This window comes from Duganella sp. Root1480D1 (assembly GCF_001427305.1).
Classification (GTDB): Bacteria; Pseudomonadota; Gammaproteobacteria; order Burkholderiales; family Burkholderiaceae_D; genus Rugamonas.
The window spans coordinates 36,380-52,486 of the sequence record NZ_LMFZ01000005.1 but is presented as its reverse complement, the minus strand read 5'-3'; the positions used below and the strand labels follow the sequence as shown (position 1 = coordinate 52,486).

17 protein-coding genes are annotated in these 16,107 nt (G+C 63.2%); 5 read left to right on the top strand and 12 right to left on the bottom strand.

From position 1 onward, the window contains the following. The first annotated feature begins 147 nt into the window (after positions 1-147). On the top strand, positions 148-489 hold the full coding sequence (fliE, locus tag ASD58_RS07095; RefSeq protein ID WP_057260400.1) for a flagellar hook-basal body complex protein FliE: 342 nt from the start codon (positions 148-150) through the stop codon (positions 487-489). Between the two features lie 76 nt (positions 490-565). Here the strand turns inward: fliE and ASD58_RS07090 are convergent, their stop codons facing one another. The 12 genes from ASD58_RS07090 to ASD58_RS07035 form a co-directional block, all read right to left on the bottom strand. Beyond that, complete coding sequence (locus tag ASD58_RS07090) at positions 566-1,300, bottom strand: flagellar brake protein (protein WP_082565291.1); 735 nt, start codon at positions 1,298-1,300, stop codon at positions 566-568. A gap of 26 nt (positions 1,301-1,326) precedes the next feature. Then, complete coding sequence (locus ASD58_RS07085) at positions 1,327-1,683, bottom strand: EscU/YscU/HrcU family type III secretion system export apparatus switch protein (protein ID WP_057260398.1); 357 nt, start codon at positions 1,681-1,683, stop codon at positions 1,327-1,329. Next, the gene (locus ASD58_RS07080; RefSeq protein ID WP_057260397.1) at positions 1,670-2,944 is read right to left on the bottom strand and encodes a flagellar hook-length control protein FliK; all 1,275 of its coding nucleotides are present in this window, start codon (positions 2,942-2,944) and stop codon (positions 1,670-1,672) included. The genes ASD58_RS07085 and ASD58_RS07080 overlap by 14 nt, the downstream gene beginning before the upstream one ends. A 14-nt stretch (positions 2,945-2,958) precedes the next feature. Then, positions 2,959-3,285 (bottom strand): flagellar protein FliT, encoded by a 327-nt coding sequence (locus ASD58_RS07075; RefSeq protein ID WP_229209921.1) that lies wholly within the window; start codon positions 3,283-3,285, stop codon positions 2,959-2,961. A gap of 12 nt (positions 3,286-3,297) precedes the next feature. Then, complete coding sequence (gene fliS, locus ASD58_RS07070) at positions 3,298-3,735, bottom strand: flagellar export chaperone FliS (protein WP_057260396.1); 438 nt, start codon at positions 3,733-3,735, stop codon at positions 3,298-3,300. A 21-nt stretch (positions 3,736-3,756) separates the two neighbouring features. Beyond that, positions 3,757-6,414, bottom strand: a complete 2,658-nt coding sequence (gene fliD, locus ASD58_RS07065; protein ID WP_229209920.1) for a flagellar filament capping protein FliD — start codon at positions 6,412-6,414, stop codon at positions 3,757-3,759. A gap of 183 nt (positions 6,415-6,597) precedes the next feature. Then, entirely contained in the window at positions 6,598-6,972 is a 375-nt protein-coding gene (locus ASD58_RS07060; RefSeq protein ID WP_057260395.1) for a flagellar protein FlaG, read from the bottom strand. Positions 6,973-7,046: 74 nt separating this feature from the next. Next, a complete protein-coding gene (locus tag ASD58_RS07055) occupies positions 7,047-8,528 on the bottom strand; it encodes a flagellin (protein ID WP_057260394.1) in 1,482 nt (493 codons plus the stop codon). Positions 8,529-8,817: 289 nt separating this feature from the next. After that, positions 8,818-10,392, bottom strand: a complete 1,575-nt coding sequence (locus ASD58_RS07050) for a GGDEF domain-containing protein (protein WP_057260393.1) — start codon at positions 10,390-10,392, stop codon at positions 8,818-8,820. A gap of 112 nt (positions 10,393-10,504) precedes the next feature. Beyond that, entirely contained in the window at positions 10,505-11,152 is a 648-nt protein-coding gene (locus ASD58_RS07045; RefSeq protein ID WP_057260604.1) for a response regulator transcription factor, read from the bottom strand. Continuing rightward, positions 11,145-12,236: a sensor histidine kinase gene (locus tag ASD58_RS07040; protein WP_057260392.1), complete on the bottom strand. Its 1,092-nt coding sequence runs from the start codon at positions 12,234-12,236 to the stop codon at positions 11,145-11,147. The genes ASD58_RS07045 and ASD58_RS07040 overlap by 8 nt, the downstream gene beginning before the upstream one ends. Positions 12,237-12,251: 15 nt before the next feature. After that, a complete protein-coding gene (locus tag ASD58_RS07035) occupies positions 12,252-12,833 on the bottom strand; it encodes a hypothetical protein (RefSeq protein ID WP_057260391.1) in 582 nt (193 codons plus the stop codon). Between the two features lie 39 nt (positions 12,834-12,872). On the opposite strand from ASD58_RS07035, the gene greB reads away from it, so the two are divergent. The 4 genes from greB to ASD58_RS07015 all read left to right on the top strand — a co-directional run bounded on the left by greB (position 12,873) and on the right by ASD58_RS07015 (position 16,095). Then, on the top strand, positions 12,873-13,433 hold the full coding sequence (gene greB / locus ASD58_RS07030) for a transcription elongation factor GreB (protein WP_057260390.1): 561 nt from the start codon (positions 12,873-12,875) through the stop codon (positions 13,431-13,433). Between the two features lie 76 nt (positions 13,434-13,509). After that, entirely contained in the window at positions 13,510-14,190 is a 681-nt protein-coding gene (locus ASD58_RS07025; RefSeq protein ID WP_057260389.1) for a YIP1 family protein, read from the top strand. A 7-nt stretch (positions 14,191-14,197) separates the two neighbouring features. Further along, on the top strand, positions 14,198-15,415 hold the full coding sequence (locus tag ASD58_RS07020; RefSeq protein WP_057260388.1) for an efflux RND transporter periplasmic adaptor subunit: 1,218 nt from the start codon (positions 14,198-14,200) through the stop codon (positions 15,413-15,415). Beyond that, positions 15,412-16,095: an ABC transporter ATP-binding protein gene (locus ASD58_RS07015; protein ID WP_200951580.1), complete on the top strand. Its 684-nt coding sequence runs from the start codon at positions 15,412-15,414 to the stop codon at positions 16,093-16,095. The genes ASD58_RS07020 and ASD58_RS07015 overlap by 4 nt, the downstream gene beginning before the upstream one ends. The last annotated feature ends 12 nt before the right edge of the window (positions 16,096-16,107 follow it).

Here is a 16,107-nt window from a genome sequence, read left to right as displayed (position 1 = left end):
GGCCTGTTGCACATTATCAGGCGATGTTGCGCCATTTAAAGGCCTGAATAGGCGGCCGTTTGCCTTCCTGCTCAGGGCTATTCCCTTGCTTTCACACGGGTATTCTGGAAGCCTGAAAACAGGAATATTGTATCTTGGAGTCAACAAATGAGAACAGGCGGAATTGATTCTAGCCAAATCCAGGCCATGATCGCCCAGCTTCATGCGGCAGCGACGCGGCCGGCAGCCACGCCGCCGGCGATCCAGACCGAGAAGGTGGCGGAGAAGCCCGACTTCACCAACGCCCTGAAAGGGGCGCTGGACGCGGTCCAGGCCAGCCAGGACAAGGCCGAAGGGCTGACCAAGCGCTTCCAGATGGGGGACGACTCGGTCAACCTGTCGGACGTAATGATCTCGATGCAGAAAGCCAGCATCAACTTCCAGGCCACCGTGCAGGTGCGCAACAAGCTGGTGCAGGCCTATCACGACATCATGAATATGCAGGTATAAAATCAAGGGCTTAAAAATAGGGACGTACCCCATTTTCCGAAAATGGGGTACGTCCCTATTTTTTAAGTCTTTGAATTTATTCTAGGCCGGCGATGCGGGCGTTGCGTTCGCGCTCGAGCTTGGTGATGTAGCGCTGCACTGCGGTCAGCGAGGAGCGCGGCATGTCGACAAACTGGCAGCCGAGGCGGCGGTTGGTCTTGTTGTTTAAAAGCGTCAGGTCCAGCGAGTTGCGGATCTGCAGGCCGGTTGCAATCGTGGCCACTTCAGGTAGTTCAATGCGGCAGTCACTGTAGACCTTGCCGATCGTGTCACCTAATTCCAGGCTGTTGTCGAGGATCGCGATGCCGCCGCAACTGATGTCGGACAGCGGGAACGGCTTGCTGCCGCCGCCCAGTTCGGCCGGCTGGGGAATCAGCACGCGCACGGGATTGGTGACCGGCGTGGCAATGCGGTAGAACTCGCGGCGCTGCAGGCGCACCAGGCTGGCCGGCAGCGGCATCTTGAAGGCCGGGCTGCCTTCGAAGGTGGTCGATTCGATGTGGTCGCCGCTGAACATGATGCGGATCTTGTCCAGCGTGGTTTCGAAGGACAGCCGCTTGGCGCTGAGGATGCGGCGGTTCTGGTCGGGACTGATGGAGCAGTCGAGGATCACGTTGCCGCCATCGGCATCGACCTCCAGGATGGACGTGACGCACACGTCGGCCTCGCCTTTCACGAGCATGCGGATCAGCTGGTTTTTCTCGCCGATACTGCGCAGCAGCGTGGTAATCTCGCGGCGCGAGGAAACCTCGAAATCATGCCAGTTTTCCATGTCCGATTCCGAAATATAGCTGTGCATCAAAGTCCGTTTTTTGGGGATTCATTCGGTACGCTGAGATCGGGCGCCGGGGGCGGGGGCTGGCCAGTCTTTTGCGCTGCTTCAATATGATAAAGCCACGCTAACAGTTCCGCAATTACACGGTAGAGCAGTGGCGGGATCTGCTGGTCAAGGTCCACTTCCATCAGCAGGGACACCAGTTCTTTCGATTCGTGGATGTGCACGCCATGTTCGGCAGCGACGGCGATGATTTGCTCCGCTACCAGCCCGCGTCCTTTGGCGACGACTTTTGGTGCCGCTTCGCCGCTCTTGTAGGCCAGGGCGACGGCACTTTGCAGCGGCTTGCGCGGCTGCTCGCTATTGTCATTCGGCGCCATCTTTGGCCTCGGCATTGATGGCGAGCGAGGCCAGCGGCGCGCCGGCGGCATCCATGGCCTGCTGCAAGGCGCCGGCCCAGGCGCGCAGCGTGGCGGCGGTGTCTTCCGACCCCGACTGCACCGCGATGTGCACCTGGTCGCCGACCAGGGTGACGTTGGCGGCCACTTTGCCCAGTATGGGGAAGCGGAAGCGCACGCCGCTGCGCCAGACCGGGTCGGCTTCGCCATCGCGGCCTTCGCTGCGGCCGCCTTTGCCGCCGCCGTCGCCTTGCTGCTCGCGTTCCACCAGCCATTGCATCTGCTGGCCGGGCCAGGCTTCGCCTTGCCACATGAGCTTGCCCTGTTCGTGGGTGTGCAACTGCTGGTTGATCATCTGCGCGGCGGACAGGTCGGGACCGGCCAGGGCCTTTGCCAGGGCATCGGCCTGGCCTTGCGCGGCGCCCTGGCGCTGCATCTGCGGCTCGCGCTGCAGGTCTTGCAGGGGGCGCTTGCCTTCGGCCCATTCGGCCACGTGGGATTCGTAGAACAGGCCGCTATCGCCGAGGGCGCGCTGCAAACCCTGGCTGAGTTTGCCCGTGTCGGGCGGGCCGCCGGCGCTGAGCGGCGTCTTGCCGTTGATGGTGACCGGCACGCCGGGCATGGTGTAAGCCGAGGCCAGGGCGCTGGCGATGGCGCGTGCGGCGGGACTGAGCGCCGCTTGCGGGGTGTCCTTGCCGAGTGAGGGCAACTGGTCGGCCGGTACCAGCGGCGCTTTGCTGAGCAGGGCGGCGCCGGGGCTCAGGGTGCGGCCCTGGGCTTGCGCGGCGCCAGGCTGGCCAGTGGCATCGGCGGCCGCGCCGCTGGCTGCCGATGGCTGCTTGCCGCTGAGGTTGAGGATGGCCGCTTCCTGCGAGGGCAGGCGGGCTTCGCCTGGCATGTCGGGCATCTGGTCGCCGCTGACGAAGGTGGCCATCTGGCCGGCCTGCGGATTGCCGGCGCCCACTTGCAGCGTGGCGCGCGGCTGGCCACTGACCACGGTCAGCGGCAATGCATCGCCGGTGTTGATGCCGTTTGGCAGCAGCATGCGCGCATTGGTATCGGCCACGCGCACCAGGAAACTGCCATCGGAAAATTTGCTGAGGACCTGGGCCGGCAGGGTTTGCCCGACCATTTGCGAGAGGGCGCGCTGGAAGGCTTCCTGGCGCGGGGCCGCAACGGCTGGCGCGGCCGATGCCGCGCTGGTGGCGCTGACGCCGCGGACATCCAGGCGCGGGGGCAGCATGGCAGCCGCCCCGCTCAGACGGCGCCGTAGGCGGCGGCCAGGCGCCGTTCAGTGCCGGTGTTGTTGATCAGTTTGGATAGCTGAGCCATCCACGGCATGGTCAGGTCGCGGATCTGGCGGTCGTCGTCCAGCATCTGCTTGATCAGGCCGAGCTTCTGCTGGCGCTCGCCGGCGTCCAGCAGCACTGCTTCTTCATTGCCGCGCAGCAGGGCCACCTGGGCCGCCACCTGGGCTTCCAGCACTTCCAGTCCGTCCCAGTCGGACATCGTTGCTGCCGCCACCATTTTGTGGGTCAGTGCTGCCATTGCAGCGTAGGCGGTCAAAACTTCCACGTTCGTCATCGTCGTCCTCTATTACATGCTGGCCATGGCAGCAGGCTGGGTATTATTGGTCGGGGCCGGGTTGCCGCCGATCTGGTTCCAGGTGTCGCGCAAGTCGGCCAGCAGGCCGCGCACTTCTTCCAGGATGTCCGGCTGGTTCTTGAGGTTCGCCTCCAGCAGGCGGCGGCTCATGTAGTCGTACAGGGCATCGAGGTTGCGGGCGATTTCGCCGCCCACTTCCTTGTCCAGGCTGGCACGCAGGCCATCGTCGATGATGCGGATCGCTTTGGAGATCGACTTGCCTTTCTCCTGCACGTTGCCGGCATTCATTTGCGTAATCGCGGTCATGATGGCCGCCAGCGCGCCGTCGTAAAGCATGACAATCAGCTTGTGCGGCGAGGCGGAGCTGACGCCGGTTTCCAGGCCGACTTTGGCGTAGGCGTTGACGCCGCGAGAAGTAGTACCAAACATAATCTCTCCTTATTCCTGCGATCAGCTATTGGCGGCCAGGGCGGCCAGTTGCTGAGTCAAATACGCTTGCGTGCTCTGCATCTTCGACAGGGTCGCGTCGAGCCGGGTGAACTGGGTCCGGTAGCGTTTTTCGATGTCGTCCAGCTTGGCCGAGAAGGCGTCGCGCTGCTTGGTGACATCCTTGATGCTCTTGTTCAGGCCATCGGTCACGCTGCTGAGCAAGCCGCCGGTGCCGAGGAAGGACGTGGCCAGGTTGTTGAGCTGGTAGGCGTAGCCCTGCGAGAAGCCGACGGTGCCGCGGTCGCCCAGGGCGCCGCCGGTGATTTCGATCTTCAAGCCTTCGGCATCGCTGCCGTCGGCACCGGTCAGGGTCTGGCCGCTGCCGACCACGGCCTTGCCGCCCAGGGTACCGGCCACGTCGGTGCCAGCCACCGGGCTGGCGCCACCGAACACGCTGGAGACGGTGCTGCCGCTGACGTCGGTCAGCCCGATGTTCGAGACCGAGCCGTATTTGCTCGACGACAGCACCAGCTTGCCGTTGCTGTCGATCGAGGCCGCAACGCTGGCACCGTTCGACGAGAAAGCGGACGTGCCGTTGATCGACGATTGCACGATTTTCGCCAGGTCGGCAGCGGAATAGGTGCCGGCCGGGATGGTGACGTTGGCGATGTTCTTCGAGTTGCTCGGGGTGCTGTCGTTGAGGGATACCGCCCACACCGTATTGGAAGCGATGGTGGTGGTCGCGCCCACGGCAGCGGCACTGGTCAGCGAACCCTGGCTGGCCAGGGCAGTGATGTTCAGGTCGAAGGTGCCAGGCTTGGTCTTGGCGGTCGAGCTGACAAAGTTGACATTCGGGTCGGTGGCCTTGCCGATCGCGGTAAACAGGCCGGCGATATCGCCGAAGTTGCTGTCGATCGCCTTGCTCAGTTTGGCATCGTCGAGGTTCAGCGTGCCATCCTTGCCGAAGGAAATGCCGACCTGGCCCAGGTTGGTCAAGCCGCCCGACAGGCCGGTGATCTGCCCGCCCAGCATGCGGCGCAGTTGCGCCTGCATCGACTGGGCCGTCGGGTCGCCTTGCAGCGCGCCGGCTTTCTTGGTTTCCGGATCGTAGGCGGTCAGCTTCTTCAATGCGCCGCTGAGGTCGTTGTACGCCTTGACGAAGGACTGCAGGTTGGACTTCAGCGTGGCGGTGTCGCGCGACACGTTGAGGGTGCTGCTGCCGACCTGGTTGACGTTCATGCTGACGCCCTGGATCGCTTCGCTGACCGTGGTCGAGTGGCTGCTGACGGCAATGCCGTTCACGGTCAGCTTGGTGTCCTGCGCCGCCGTGGTCTGCTGCATGGTCTGGCTGCCGCCCGGGTCATAGCCGAGCAAGGTTTGCAGTGCCGCGTCGGGCGGGTTGCTGCCATCGCCGCTCAGGCTGATCTTCATCGAGGCGTTTTCGCCGGTCTTGTTGGAGGTCAGCACCAGGTGATACGGGTTGGCGCTGCCGTCGGACACGATGGTCGCGGTCACGCCCAGGCTGGCCTTGTTGATCGCGTCGGCCACGCCTTGCAGCGTGTTGTTGCTGCTGTCGATCACGACCGAGCCGGAAGGCTGGCTGGCGTCCTGGCTAAAGCCGCCGCCCAGCATGGCGCCGCCGGTGCCTGCCGTCAGGCCCGCTGCGGCCGGGTTGCTGCCGGCAATGGTGATCGGGTTGCCGTTGGCCGAAGCCAGGGTCACGCTGCTGGCCGAGGTGTAGCTGGCGCCCGCATTGGCGGCGCCGGCCGCGGTCTTGGCGCCGCCGGTGACGCCGGTTGCCGTTTCGGTAATGGCAACGCTGGCGCCGCTGGCGCTGCGGAATTCAAGGGTGCCGGCCGCCGCGCTGCCGGTGAAGGTGATGCCGGCTGCGGCCAGCGCCGTGGCGGTGGCGCCGCCGGCATTGGCCAGGTCGGCATCGAGGGAAGCGGCGGTGACGCCGGCACCGGCCGCCACGTCCGCGCCCTGGCTGGCGATCACGGTGTTGCCGACTTTCAGGCTGTAAGAGCCGCCGGCCCCGGTGGCGACGTCGCCGAAGGTCGAGAAGATATTCGATACGCTGGCAGTGACGCCGGTGGTGGTGCTCTTTTCGTTGATGGCGCTGGCCAGGGCGCTGGCGTTGTTGGTGCTGGCCGAAGTGGCAATCGCAGTGCCATTGATCGAGAGCGAGCCATTGCTCAGCCCGCTGGTCAGCATGGATGAGCTCAAACCGGTGCCTTGCAGGCCGAAACTGCCACTGGTGCTGCCGAACTGGAAAAACAGGGTGGTCGAACCGCCCAGCCCGATGGTGGAAGTCTTGCTGGTCAGGCCGCTGGCCATCAGGGTCTGGGCCTGGGCGATCTGCGAGACATTGATCCGGTAGTTGCCGGCCACGGCATTCGACGAGGCCGAGGCGCCCAGCACATCCTTGTTGCCGATCGTGGTCGACAGGCCCTTGAAGGAGGAAGCCGAATTGAGCCCGCTCAGTGCACTCTGGAACACGCCGACCGCACCGCTCAACTGGCCGAACGCGCTGAGCTTGGATTGGTAGGACGCGGTCTTCTTGTCGTAACCCGACAGTGGCGCCGCTTCGGCGGCCATCAGTTTGTCAACGATGTCGTTGACATTCAGGCCCGAACCGATACCGGGGGATGACAGTGCTGGGGTGCTGGAAAGGGCCACGGCTAACTCCTGAGGAAACAAGATAAGTCTAACTTGTTTACGGCAGATTCAAAGTGGACTTGAGAGGGGGAAATACCTGTTTATTCGTGACCGAAAAGACAAGCTGGCCGTTGGAACAGCATAACGTAAAAAGGCCCGGGCTGCCGCAAGGGCAGGCCGGGCCGGGAATCCTGTTGCCAGGGCTCAGGCTTCTTGATCAACCAGCCAGCCACCCTTGAAGGCATCGATGGCTTTCGCGATCTCCAGCGCTTCCGGAGTCGGGATCTGGCGCAATACTTCCTTGGTATGCTGGTCGATCACTTTGACGACCGTGCGGTGGCTGTCATCGTCGATGGAAAACAGCAGGCTTTGGGCGCGTTCCTGCACCGTCTTGTTCAGCTTGGCGACCGCTTCTTCCACATCCTTCTTGGAAGGCGTTGCCTCCTTGGCCTTGACCGCATCGATGGTTTCCACCGCAGCAGCAGGGCTGCGGCCTGCCACCGGGAGGGCCACGAAGTCCGGGACCGCAATGCCACGGTCAAGCCGCGGCACAGTAGCAGTAATTGAATCGATAGTCATACAGACCTCCTACGAAAAATTCCCCGGTCCGGCGAACCGGAGCGGGGAACCGCTTTTCAGCTAGCGTTCTGCGATTAGCCGCGCAGCAGGCTCAGCACGCCGTTCGGCAGCGAGTTGGCTTGGGCCAGCATCGCGGTACCAGCTTGTTGCAGGATCTGGCCGCGGGTCAGGCTGGCGGTTTCTGCAGCAAAGTCGGTGTCCTGGATGCGGCTACGGGATGCAGACAGGTTCTCGGTCGTCGTGCTCAGGTTCGAGATGGTCGACGAGAAGCGGGACTGCAGTGCACCGTAGGCAGCGCGCTGGTTGTTCACCGAAGCCAGGGCGGCATCGGCAATCTTGATTGCCAGCTGGGCGTTGTCGAAGGTGGTCACGTCCAGGGTCGATACGGCCTTCAGGTTCGAAGCCTGGATGGTGGTGGCAGCAGCAGCAGCGCCCACACCGAAGCCAGAGCCGTTATCCTTGACCGAGAACGAGCTTTCCGAGTCAAACGTCACGCGGCCGTTGCCCACTGCGGTAGCAGCGGCAGCTTTGGCGTCGAATGCCGTGGTCAGGGCGTTGGCCGTGGTGTAGGTCGACACGTCCAGCTTGCTGTTGGCAGCCGATGCCTGGTTCACCATCGAGATGTCAGCGCCAGTGGAGCTGGTCAGCTTGATGCCGCCGTTCTTTTCGTCGTACTGGGCGGTGATGCCGGTCTTGGCGGACTGGGCATTGATGGCGTTGATGCCGGATGCATAGTCGGTTGCCGAAGAAACGGTTGCACCAGTCGAGAACGAAACGCGTACAGCGGAGCCAACGTTGTCGCCGACCAGGTCGATCGAGTAGGACTGGCCGGTACCCAGCGCCAGGTTGACGTCGGTACGTGCAGTGGCGGTCACGCCGGTCTGGGACGTCTGCTTGTTCACGCCAGCAGCGATCGACTTGGCGGAATCACCTGCCACGGTGGTGTAGCTGGCGGCGCCGCGCACACCTGCCACGTCGATAGCCTGGCCGGCTACCAGCTTGGTGGTGGCACCAGCAGCAACCTGGTTGTTTTCCACACGGTTGTCGCCGTAGGTGTTGGTCAGGAAGTTAGCACCGCTGGCCGAGATGGTCTGGTTCGCATCAGCACCAACCTGGAAGGTGGCGGTACCCATGGTGCCGTCCAGCAGGTTCTGGCCGTTGAAGGTGGTGGTTTGTGCAACGCGGTTCAGTTCCGACGCCAGTTGGCCAACTTCAGTCTGCAGGGCCTGACGGTCCGAAGAAGAGTTGGTGGCGTTGGAGGACTGCACTGCCAGTTCGCGGATACGCTGCAGGATGTCGCCGGAGGAAGCCAGCGCGCCTTCAGCGGTCTGAGCCAGCGAAACGCCGTCGTTGGCGTTGCGCACAGCTTGGTTCATACCGCGGATCTGGGAAGACATACGGTCGGAAATCGCCAGGCCAGCCGCGTCGTCTTTAGCGCTGTTGATACGCAGGCCGGAGGACAGACGTTGCAGGGAAGTCGACAGGCTGTTCTGGGATGCGGTCAGGTTGCGCTGCGAGTTCAGGGACGAGATGTTGGTGTTGATTACGGAAGCCATGGTATTTCTCCATTCGGTACTACTGATTGGGCAATTTGCTCATTCACTTTGGCCCGCCACGCTGTTCTGTAACGATCAAGCCGCTGTTGTTTTGGGTAACGGTTGCCGCACGGGAACCTTTAGGGCGATTTAGCTGGCAAATCCCCCTGTTTTCACCCTCAAGTTGCCGACAGAGTGCCGCTTAAACGGCGGGCTTTTCCTGAACTTTAGGCCGAAAAAAATATTTTTCACGGGCAAAGAAAATAAAAAAAGCCCGCCGGGAGGGGCGGGCTTGCTGGCCTGTCATTGCTTACTCGGCAACGACAACCCGGTTCTTGCCGGATTTCTTGGCCTGGTACATGGCTGCATCGGCACGCTTGACCAGGTCGGCCTGGACTTCGTGCGGGCGGCGCAGGGCGACGCCGGCCGAGAAGGTGATCAGTACCTTCTCGTTTTCATGCATGAAGAAGTGGCGGGTCAGTTCGCGCTGCAGGCGGGTCATGGTGGCCTCGGCGGCCTCGATGGTGGTCTCCGGCAGCAGGATCAGGAATTCCTCGCCGCCGAAGCGGGCGATCACGTCCATCGAGCGCAGGGTCTCTTTGACAACCTTGACCAGGTGCTTGAGCGCGTTGTCGCCGGCGATGTGGCCCATGGTGTCGTTGAGCTTCTTGAAATCGTCCAGGTCCAGCACGGCGATGCACAGCGGGGTGCCGCGCCGGTCGGAGCGGGCAGTTTCGCGCTCGAACACATCGTCCAGGCCGCGCCGGTTCAGCGAGCCGGTCAGCTGGTCTTCGCGCACCAGTTCGCTCAAGTGCTGCAGCTTGGCTTCCAGGGCATGGATGCGCGCTTCGGCATCCTGCACTTCCTGGCGCGCCACCATCATATTGTCGCGCGCTTTCAGGGCTTCGCTCTGCACCTGGCGGGTTTCCTTCAGCACGTCGTCGAGGATCTGGTTCAACTCGCCGATATCGCGGGCGGCGCGAATCTTGTCGGAGTAGCCACCGATCTTTTCGTGGAAGTCGCCGGTCGAAGTCGCCACCGCGCCAAGGCGGTCGATGAAGGTCATCATCATGTTCTTGACGGTGGCCTTGACGTCGGTGATCGAGTGCTTGAGCTGGCTCTGTTTATAGATGACGTCTTTCAGGCTGCGCGTGGCTTCTTCCAGCGCGCGCTGGTCGATCGGGCCGGCAATCAGGTTTTGCACGGCATCGATCTGGCCGCGCAGCCAGGAATCGTCGTCCAGCAGTTCGCTGACGTTTTCCAGCAGCAGGCGGAACAGGCGCAGCAGCAATTCCTGCTGTTCGGCTGTGTCGCCGCTGCGGATCTCGATCTGGTAGCACAGCTCCTTCAGGCGGCTGCCGATCTCGGCCAGCGCAGCCTCGGTGTGCGCTTCCTTGGTGGCGGCGCCGAGCGATTCGGCTTCGGCCACCAGGTTGGGGCTGTCGGACAACAGGGAGGCAACGGCAAAGGTCAGGGTGCGGCTCAGCAGCTCGCGCAGCAGGCGCGCCTGTTCATTGTTCTCTTCGGGCACCAGGCCGCCGGCGCCTACCTTGACCAGCGGGCGTTCGGCCAGCGCGGCCAGGGTACGGGCATAGGTTTCCCAGTCGCGCGCCTTGACCGCGCGGTTGAAGCGGCGGCCGAAGTCGGCCAGGTCGCCCGGCTGGTCGGTCAGGCGGGCGGCGAACTGGGCCAGCATGGTTTCTGCCGGGCTTTCCTGCACCACCGGCGCCGGCGGTGCCTGCACGATGCCGGCGATTTCATTGTAGATGTCGCGATACGCGTCTGGCGTAGGGGCAATCCGGCGCACAGCGAGGCGGCGGAATGCCTCGCGAGCGATATCAGCCGGATTATCCGCCGCGGCTGGATTGGTGGGTTTGCTAGACATCTGACGTACAGCCTTTACTAAGGTTTACCGATTACCAGCATATTAAGCCACTGTCCAGTCGCGCGATTCGGTGATAAACGGGAGTAAATGTGCTTACTTCTTGGCATCATTTCTAATCGATCAGCTGGTTCTTGATGGCGTAGTGCGTGAGCTCGGCGCTGTTCTTCAGGTTCATCTTGGCCAGCAGGCGGGAGCGGTACTCGCTGACTGTCTTGACCGAGAGCGATAGCTCCTTGGCAATGGTGCCTACCGTCTTGCCGGAGGCAATCATGGTCAGGGTCTGGTACTCGCGGTCCGACAGGGTTTCGTGAGGCGCAGCCTGGTGGTCCTCGCCGACATGGTTGGCCAATTCCTGGGCCAGTGCCGGACTGACATATTTTAACCCTGCTGCGCACTGGCGGATTGCATTTACTAACTCTTTCGGTGCACTTTGTTTGGTGAGGTAGCCGGAGGCGCCGGCCTTGAGCGAACGGATGGCGTACTGGTCTTCGCGATGCATGGACAGCATCAGCACGGACAGTTCAGGTTTGTCCTTCTTGACCTGTTTCAGTACTTCAATGCCGTTGCGGTCGGGCAGGGAGATATCAAGCAGTAAAACATTGCAGCCGGACTTGCGGAACAACTTGATGGCATCGAGGCCATTTTCGGCTTCGCCGGCCACGACGATGTCCTTGGTTTCGGCCAGGATCTGCTTCAGCCCCTCGCGCACGATGGCATGGTCGTCGGCAATAAAAACTTTGATGACGGCTTTTTCACTCATGGCCAATTGTAACGTCTGGCGCGTGGGCCGGGAGGCGGATTTTGATCGCCACCTCGGTGCCGCCGCCGGCCGCATGGCCCAGGTTCAGCGTACCGCCCAGCGCCCGCGCGCGCTCGGCCATGCCGCGCAAGCCAAAGGAATCGGGCTTGGCGCGGTCGGCCGGATGGATGCCGCGGCCGTTATCGATGATCTTCAGGGTCAGCACGCCGCGGCTGCGGGTCAGCTTGACCGTGACCGCGCTGGCTTGCGCGTGCTTGGCGATATTGGTCAGCGCTTCCTGCGCGATGCGGAACAGGGCGGCGGCTTGTTCGGGATCGAGCTCGAGCTCTTTCATGCTGGCCTGCAGGGTACAGGCGATGCCGGCCTGGGCTTCGAATTCCTTGACCTGCCATTCCAGCGCCGGCAGCAGGCCGAAGTCCAGCACGGAAGGGCGCAGGTCCAGCGTCAGGCGGTGCACCGCGTCGATGGTGCGGTCGACCAGGGAGTCGACGTAGGCGGCTTTTTGCTGCAAGGTTTCATCGCCTTGCGGCAGGCGCGCGGCCAGCATGGCCAGGGCCATCTTGATGGCGGTCAGGTTGCCGCCCAGGTCGTCGTGGATTTCGCGCGCGATGCGTTCGCGTTCCTGCTCCTTGACCCGTTCGATATGGGCGGTGAGCTCGGCCAGGCGGGCGCGGCTGGCGCGCACTTCGAGCTGCTCTTGCTTGCTCTCCGTGATATTGGACATCATGCCTTCCCACTGCACGCTGCCATCGGGCAGGGCGTGCGGGGTGCTGCGCAGGTTGATCCATTTCACGTCTTTCCAGGCCTCGACCCAGATGCGGCCCTCCCAGTTCCAGCTCCACAGCGAGTTGGCGGAGGACTGCATCGACTCCAGGTAGGCCGGCCGGTCTTCCGGCAGCACCAGCGACAGGAAGCGTTCCGGCTCGGCCTGCAGTTCGGCGGCATTGATGCCCAGCAGGGCCAGGCAGCCATCGCTCAGATACGGAAAGGACACGCTGCCATCGGCATGGCGGCGGAACTGGTAGACCAGTCCGGGAGCGTTGGCGGCGATATGGTGCAGGGCGGTCGGCAAGGCAGGGCGCATGGGACGGTTGGCGGGTCAGCGGCGGCGCATGCGCCAGAACGCGCTGAAGCGGCGCAGCACGCGCATCGGGCGGGCGGCGAAGCGGCCGCGGCGCCAGCCGGCACGCCAGCGGCGCAGGCGCCCGCGCACAGCGTCGACCAGGGCGCGGCATTCGCGCCAGGCGGCAGTGGCTTTCAGGCGGGCGATCCAGCGTTCTTTCACGTCCATGAAGCGGCCATGCAGCCAGGCGAACCAGCGCAGGCGCAGCAGGGACGGCCGGGTCAGGGCATACAGCCGCGCTACCGCTGCCGCGCCGGCCACCTTGGCCAGCACGAACACGCTGATGCCCATGAAGGCATGGCCGCGCGCCATGGCGAACAAGGCCAGCAGCTTGACCGGGAACAGCATCAGGGCCGGCAGCAGGAACACGGCCATGGCGGCGGACGGACCCAGGCTGCAGATGATGCGCTCCAAGCCCCGCAATGGGGGGAAGGTGGCCAGCTTCGCCATCAGGCGCGCCCCGACATCCCACAGCCATTCCTCGAAGATCAGGAACAGGGCTGCCAAGTAGACGAGGGGGGCGAACAGGCGCCGCCTGAGTGTGTACAATCGCTTCATGTGAGTGCCATTATTGCACCAAACAATTAGAAAACGGTTATGAACAAAGCTTTTGTCAAAGAGGGCGAACAGGACGATGACGACGACCTGCCGCCAGGGGCGCCGCCGATTCCGCCCGGATCCAAGAATTACATTACGCCGGCTGGCTACCAGCGCATCAAGGACGAGCTGCTGCAATTGATTGACGTCGAGCGTCCGGAAGTGGTGAAGGTGGTGCACTGGGCCGCCTCGAACGGCGACCGTTCGGAGAACGGCGACTATATTTACGGCAAGCGCCGCCTGCGCGAGATTGACCGCCGCATCCGTTTCCTGACCAAGCGCATGGACCTGGCCGAAGTGGTGGACCCCAGCATCCATCATGGCAATGACCAGGTGTTCTTCGGCGCCACGGTGACTTACGCCAAGCGCGATGGCGAAGAACACACCATCACCATCGTCGGCATCGACGAATTCGACCCGTTGAAGGGCAAGGTCAGCTGGATCAGCCCCGTCGCCCGCACACTGACCAAGGCGCGCGAAGGCGACACCGTGCTGCTGCATACGCCAAACGGTGCCGAGGAACTGGAAATTCTCGACGTCAGTTATCCCTCACCGCTGTAATCGCTAAAGTTTTGCCAATGCAAATTGCCAAGTTGTTATAATAAATTTTTAATTACTTTTATGGCAAGGCACGTGCATGGCATTCGCTCAACTTACGCAAGTTTTCTATGAACCGTCGGCCGCCTTCGCGGCGCTGAAGGAGCGCCCGCGGGCCTGGCTGCCGCTGCTGTTGCTCTACGTGTGCAGCATCAGCATCCTGGTCTGGTACTTCCAGACGGTGGACTGGGACTGGATGATGTCCAATGCCTTCCCGCCGGACATGTCGGCCGACCAGCGCGCGGCGGCCGGTAAATCCATGACGCGCGGCGTGATGATGGGAATGGGCGTGGCCGGCGTGGTAGCGGGCACGCTGGTCATTTACAGCTTGATGGGATTCTATTTCTGGCTGGCGGGTAAATTGGCCAGCATGGAGTTGAGCTTCAAATCCGGCTTCTCGCTGGCTGTCTGGGCGTCGCTGCCAGGCCTGATCGGGGTGCCGCTGATGGCGCTGCAGATTGCGACCGGCAAAGGCCAACTGGCGTTCGAACAGGCCGACATGCTGTCGCTGAATTTCCTGCTGGTGCATGCTGCACCACATACGCCGTGGGTCGGCATCGCCAGCGCACTCAAGCTTACCGACATCTGGGTCTTCGTGCTGACGATGACCGGCCTGCGCGCCTGGACCGGCAAGAGCGGCGTCACCTGCGCCGTGATTGCGGCGCTGCCTTATGTGCTGATCTACGGTTGCTGGAGCGCCTGGATCCTGTTCAAGAACTGAGGCGTACATGCAACGCAAACTGATTGCATTGGCCGTGGTTGCGGCCATGATCGGCATTCCTGTTGCCGTCAAATTCGGCGGTTCGCCAGTGAAGATCGAAGCCGAACTGGCCAAGGTCGAAAACAAGGCGATTTACCCGGCGGTGCTGGCCTCCGGCAGCCTGGTGTACCGCCAGGAGGTGCAACTTTCGCCTGAGGTGATCGGCAAGGTGTCCGAAGTGCTGGTGAAGGAAGGCGACCAGATCGCGAAAGGGCAGGTGGTACTGCGCCTCGATCCGAGCACCTACAAGGCCGACGTGGCGCAGCAGGAAGCGGCCGTGCGCAATGCGGCCGTCAGCGTTGACCGAGCACAGATCGACCTGGACAACCAGCAGCGCAAGCTGGAGCGCTCACGCCAGCTTGCTGCGGCCAAGTTCATCGACGTGTCGCGCCTGGACGATGCCAAGCTGGCGGTGGACCTGGCCGTAGTGGCGCTGCGCAGCGCGCGCGAAAGCCGCCAGCAAGCGACTGCGATGCTGGCGCTGGCGCAGGAGCGCCTGGCCAAGACCGAGGTGCGGGCGCCGATTTCGGGCACCGCCACCAGCGTCTCCATCAAGGCGGGTGAAACGGCCGTTGCCAGCGCCACCGGCATCGCCGGCTCCAGCCTGATGACGATTGCCGACGTGGGCTCGATGATCGCGGAAGTGAATGTCGACGAGGGTGATATCGCCAACGTGACGGCGGGGTTGAAAACCCGGATCTTCCCGTCCGCCTATGCCGATCATCCGCTGGCCGGCAGCGTGGAATCGGTCTCGTTGGCGCCGAAAGCCCAGGCTTTAGGCCAGGCGGCCAGCCAGGGCCGCAGCTATGTGGTCAAGGTGAAGCTGGCCGCCCACCAGCTGGCGCTGCGCTCCGGCATGACCTGCCGCGCGGAGATCGTGACCGGCGACGGTGCGCCGCGCCCGGTGGTCCCGCTGCAGGCGGTGCAACTGAGCGAGGCGTCGGAAGGCAAGGGCAAGCGCAGCAATTATGTGTACGCGATTGTCGATGGCGTGGCGAAGAAGCGCACCGTGGAGTTGGGCCTGTCGGATGACAGCAACCAGGAAATTACCAAGGGCCTGGCACTGGGCGAAACCGTCGCAGTGGGGCCGGCGCGCACCTTGCGCGACCTGCGTGAGGGCAGCGCAGTCAAAGCCAAGGCGCTCGATGCCAAGCCGCTCAAGGTCGCGGACGGAAGCAAACCGTGATTACGCTGACCGGCATTACCAAGCAGTACCAGATGGGCGACCAGACCGTGCATGCCTTGCAGGGCGTCGATCTGCACATCGAACGCAATGAGCTGGTGGCCTTCATTGGCGCCTCCGGTTCCGGCAAGTCGACCATGATGAATATCGTCGGCTGCCTGGACCGCGCGAGCGCCGGCACCTATTTCCTGAACGGGAAAGATGTGGCAACCATGGCCAGTGACGACCTGGCCCAGGTACGCAACGAAGAAATCGGCTTCATCTTCCAGAGCTTCCACCTGCTGCCGCGCCATTCGGCGCTGGACAATGTGGCGCAGCCGCTGATCTACCGCGGCATTCCGCCGTCCGAGCGCAAGCGCATGGCGCGCGAGGCGCTGGAGCACGTCGGCCTGGGGGCGCGCATGCACCACCGGCCGAACGAGCTGTCCGGCGGACAGCGGCAGCGCGTGGCCATTGCGCGCGCGCTGGTGGGCAAGCCGTCGATCCTGCTGGCCGATGAACCGACCGGCAACCTGGATTCGGCCACGACGCGTGAAATCATGGCGCTGATCAAGGATGTGCACCGCAACGGGCAGACGGTGGTGATGGTGACGCACGAGCCGGACATTGCCGAGCAATGCCAGCGCATCGTGCGCCTGCAGGACGGGCGCGTCCTGTCCGACCAGCGCGTGTTGGGCGCATGAGGGGAGGGTAAG

Excerpts from the sequence above, each read along its gene's own strand:
- fliE (WP_057260400.1), top strand. The coding sequence starts at position 148 with ATGAGAACAGGCGGAATTGATTCTAGCCAAATCCAGGCCATGATCGCC.
- ASD58_RS07090 (WP_082565291.1), bottom strand. The coding sequence starts at position 1,300 with ATGGAAAACTGGCATGATTTCGAGGTTTCCTCGCGCCGCGAGATTACC.
- ASD58_RS07085 (WP_057260398.1), bottom strand. The coding sequence starts at position 1,683 with ATGGCGCCGAATGACAATAGCGAGCAGCCGCGCAAGCCGCTGCAAAGT.
- ASD58_RS07080 (WP_057260397.1), bottom strand. The coding sequence starts at position 2,944 with ATGCTGCCCCCGCGCCTGGATGTCCGCGGCGTCAGCGCCACCAGCGCG.
- ASD58_RS07075 (WP_229209921.1), bottom strand. The coding sequence starts at position 3,285 with ATGACGAACGTGGAAGTTTTGACCGCCTACGCTGCAATGGCAGCACTG.
- fliS (WP_057260396.1), bottom strand. The coding sequence starts at position 3,735 with ATGTTTGGTACTACTTCTCGCGGCGTCAACGCCTACGCCAAAGTCGGC.
- ASD58_RS07060 (WP_057260395.1), bottom strand. The coding sequence starts at position 6,972 with ATGACTATCGATTCAATTACTGCTACTGTGCCGCGGCTTGACCGTGGC.
- ASD58_RS07055 (WP_057260394.1), bottom strand. The coding sequence starts at position 8,528 with ATGGCTTCCGTAATCAACACCAACATCTCGTCCCTGAACTCGCAGCGC.
- ASD58_RS07050 (WP_057260393.1), bottom strand. The coding sequence starts at position 10,392 with ATGTCTAGCAAACCCACCAATCCAGCCGCGGCGGATAATCCGGCTGAT.
- ASD58_RS07045 (WP_057260604.1), bottom strand. The coding sequence starts at position 11,152 with ATGAGTGAAAAAGCCGTCATCAAAGTTTTTATTGCCGACGACCATGCC.
- ASD58_RS07040 (WP_057260392.1), bottom strand. The coding sequence starts at position 12,236 with ATGCGCCCTGCCTTGCCGACCGCCCTGCACCATATCGCCGCCAACGCT.
- ASD58_RS07035 (WP_057260391.1), bottom strand. The coding sequence starts at position 12,833 with ATGAAGCGATTGTACACACTCAGGCGGCGCCTGTTCGCCCCCCTCGTC.
- greB (WP_057260390.1), top strand. The coding sequence starts at position 12,873 with ATGAACAAAGCTTTTGTCAAAGAGGGCGAACAGGACGATGACGACGAC.
- ASD58_RS07025 (WP_057260389.1), top strand. The coding sequence starts at position 13,510 with ATGGCATTCGCTCAACTTACGCAAGTTTTCTATGAACCGTCGGCCGCC.
- ASD58_RS07020 (WP_057260388.1), top strand. The coding sequence starts at position 14,198 with ATGCAACGCAAACTGATTGCATTGGCCGTGGTTGCGGCCATGATCGGC.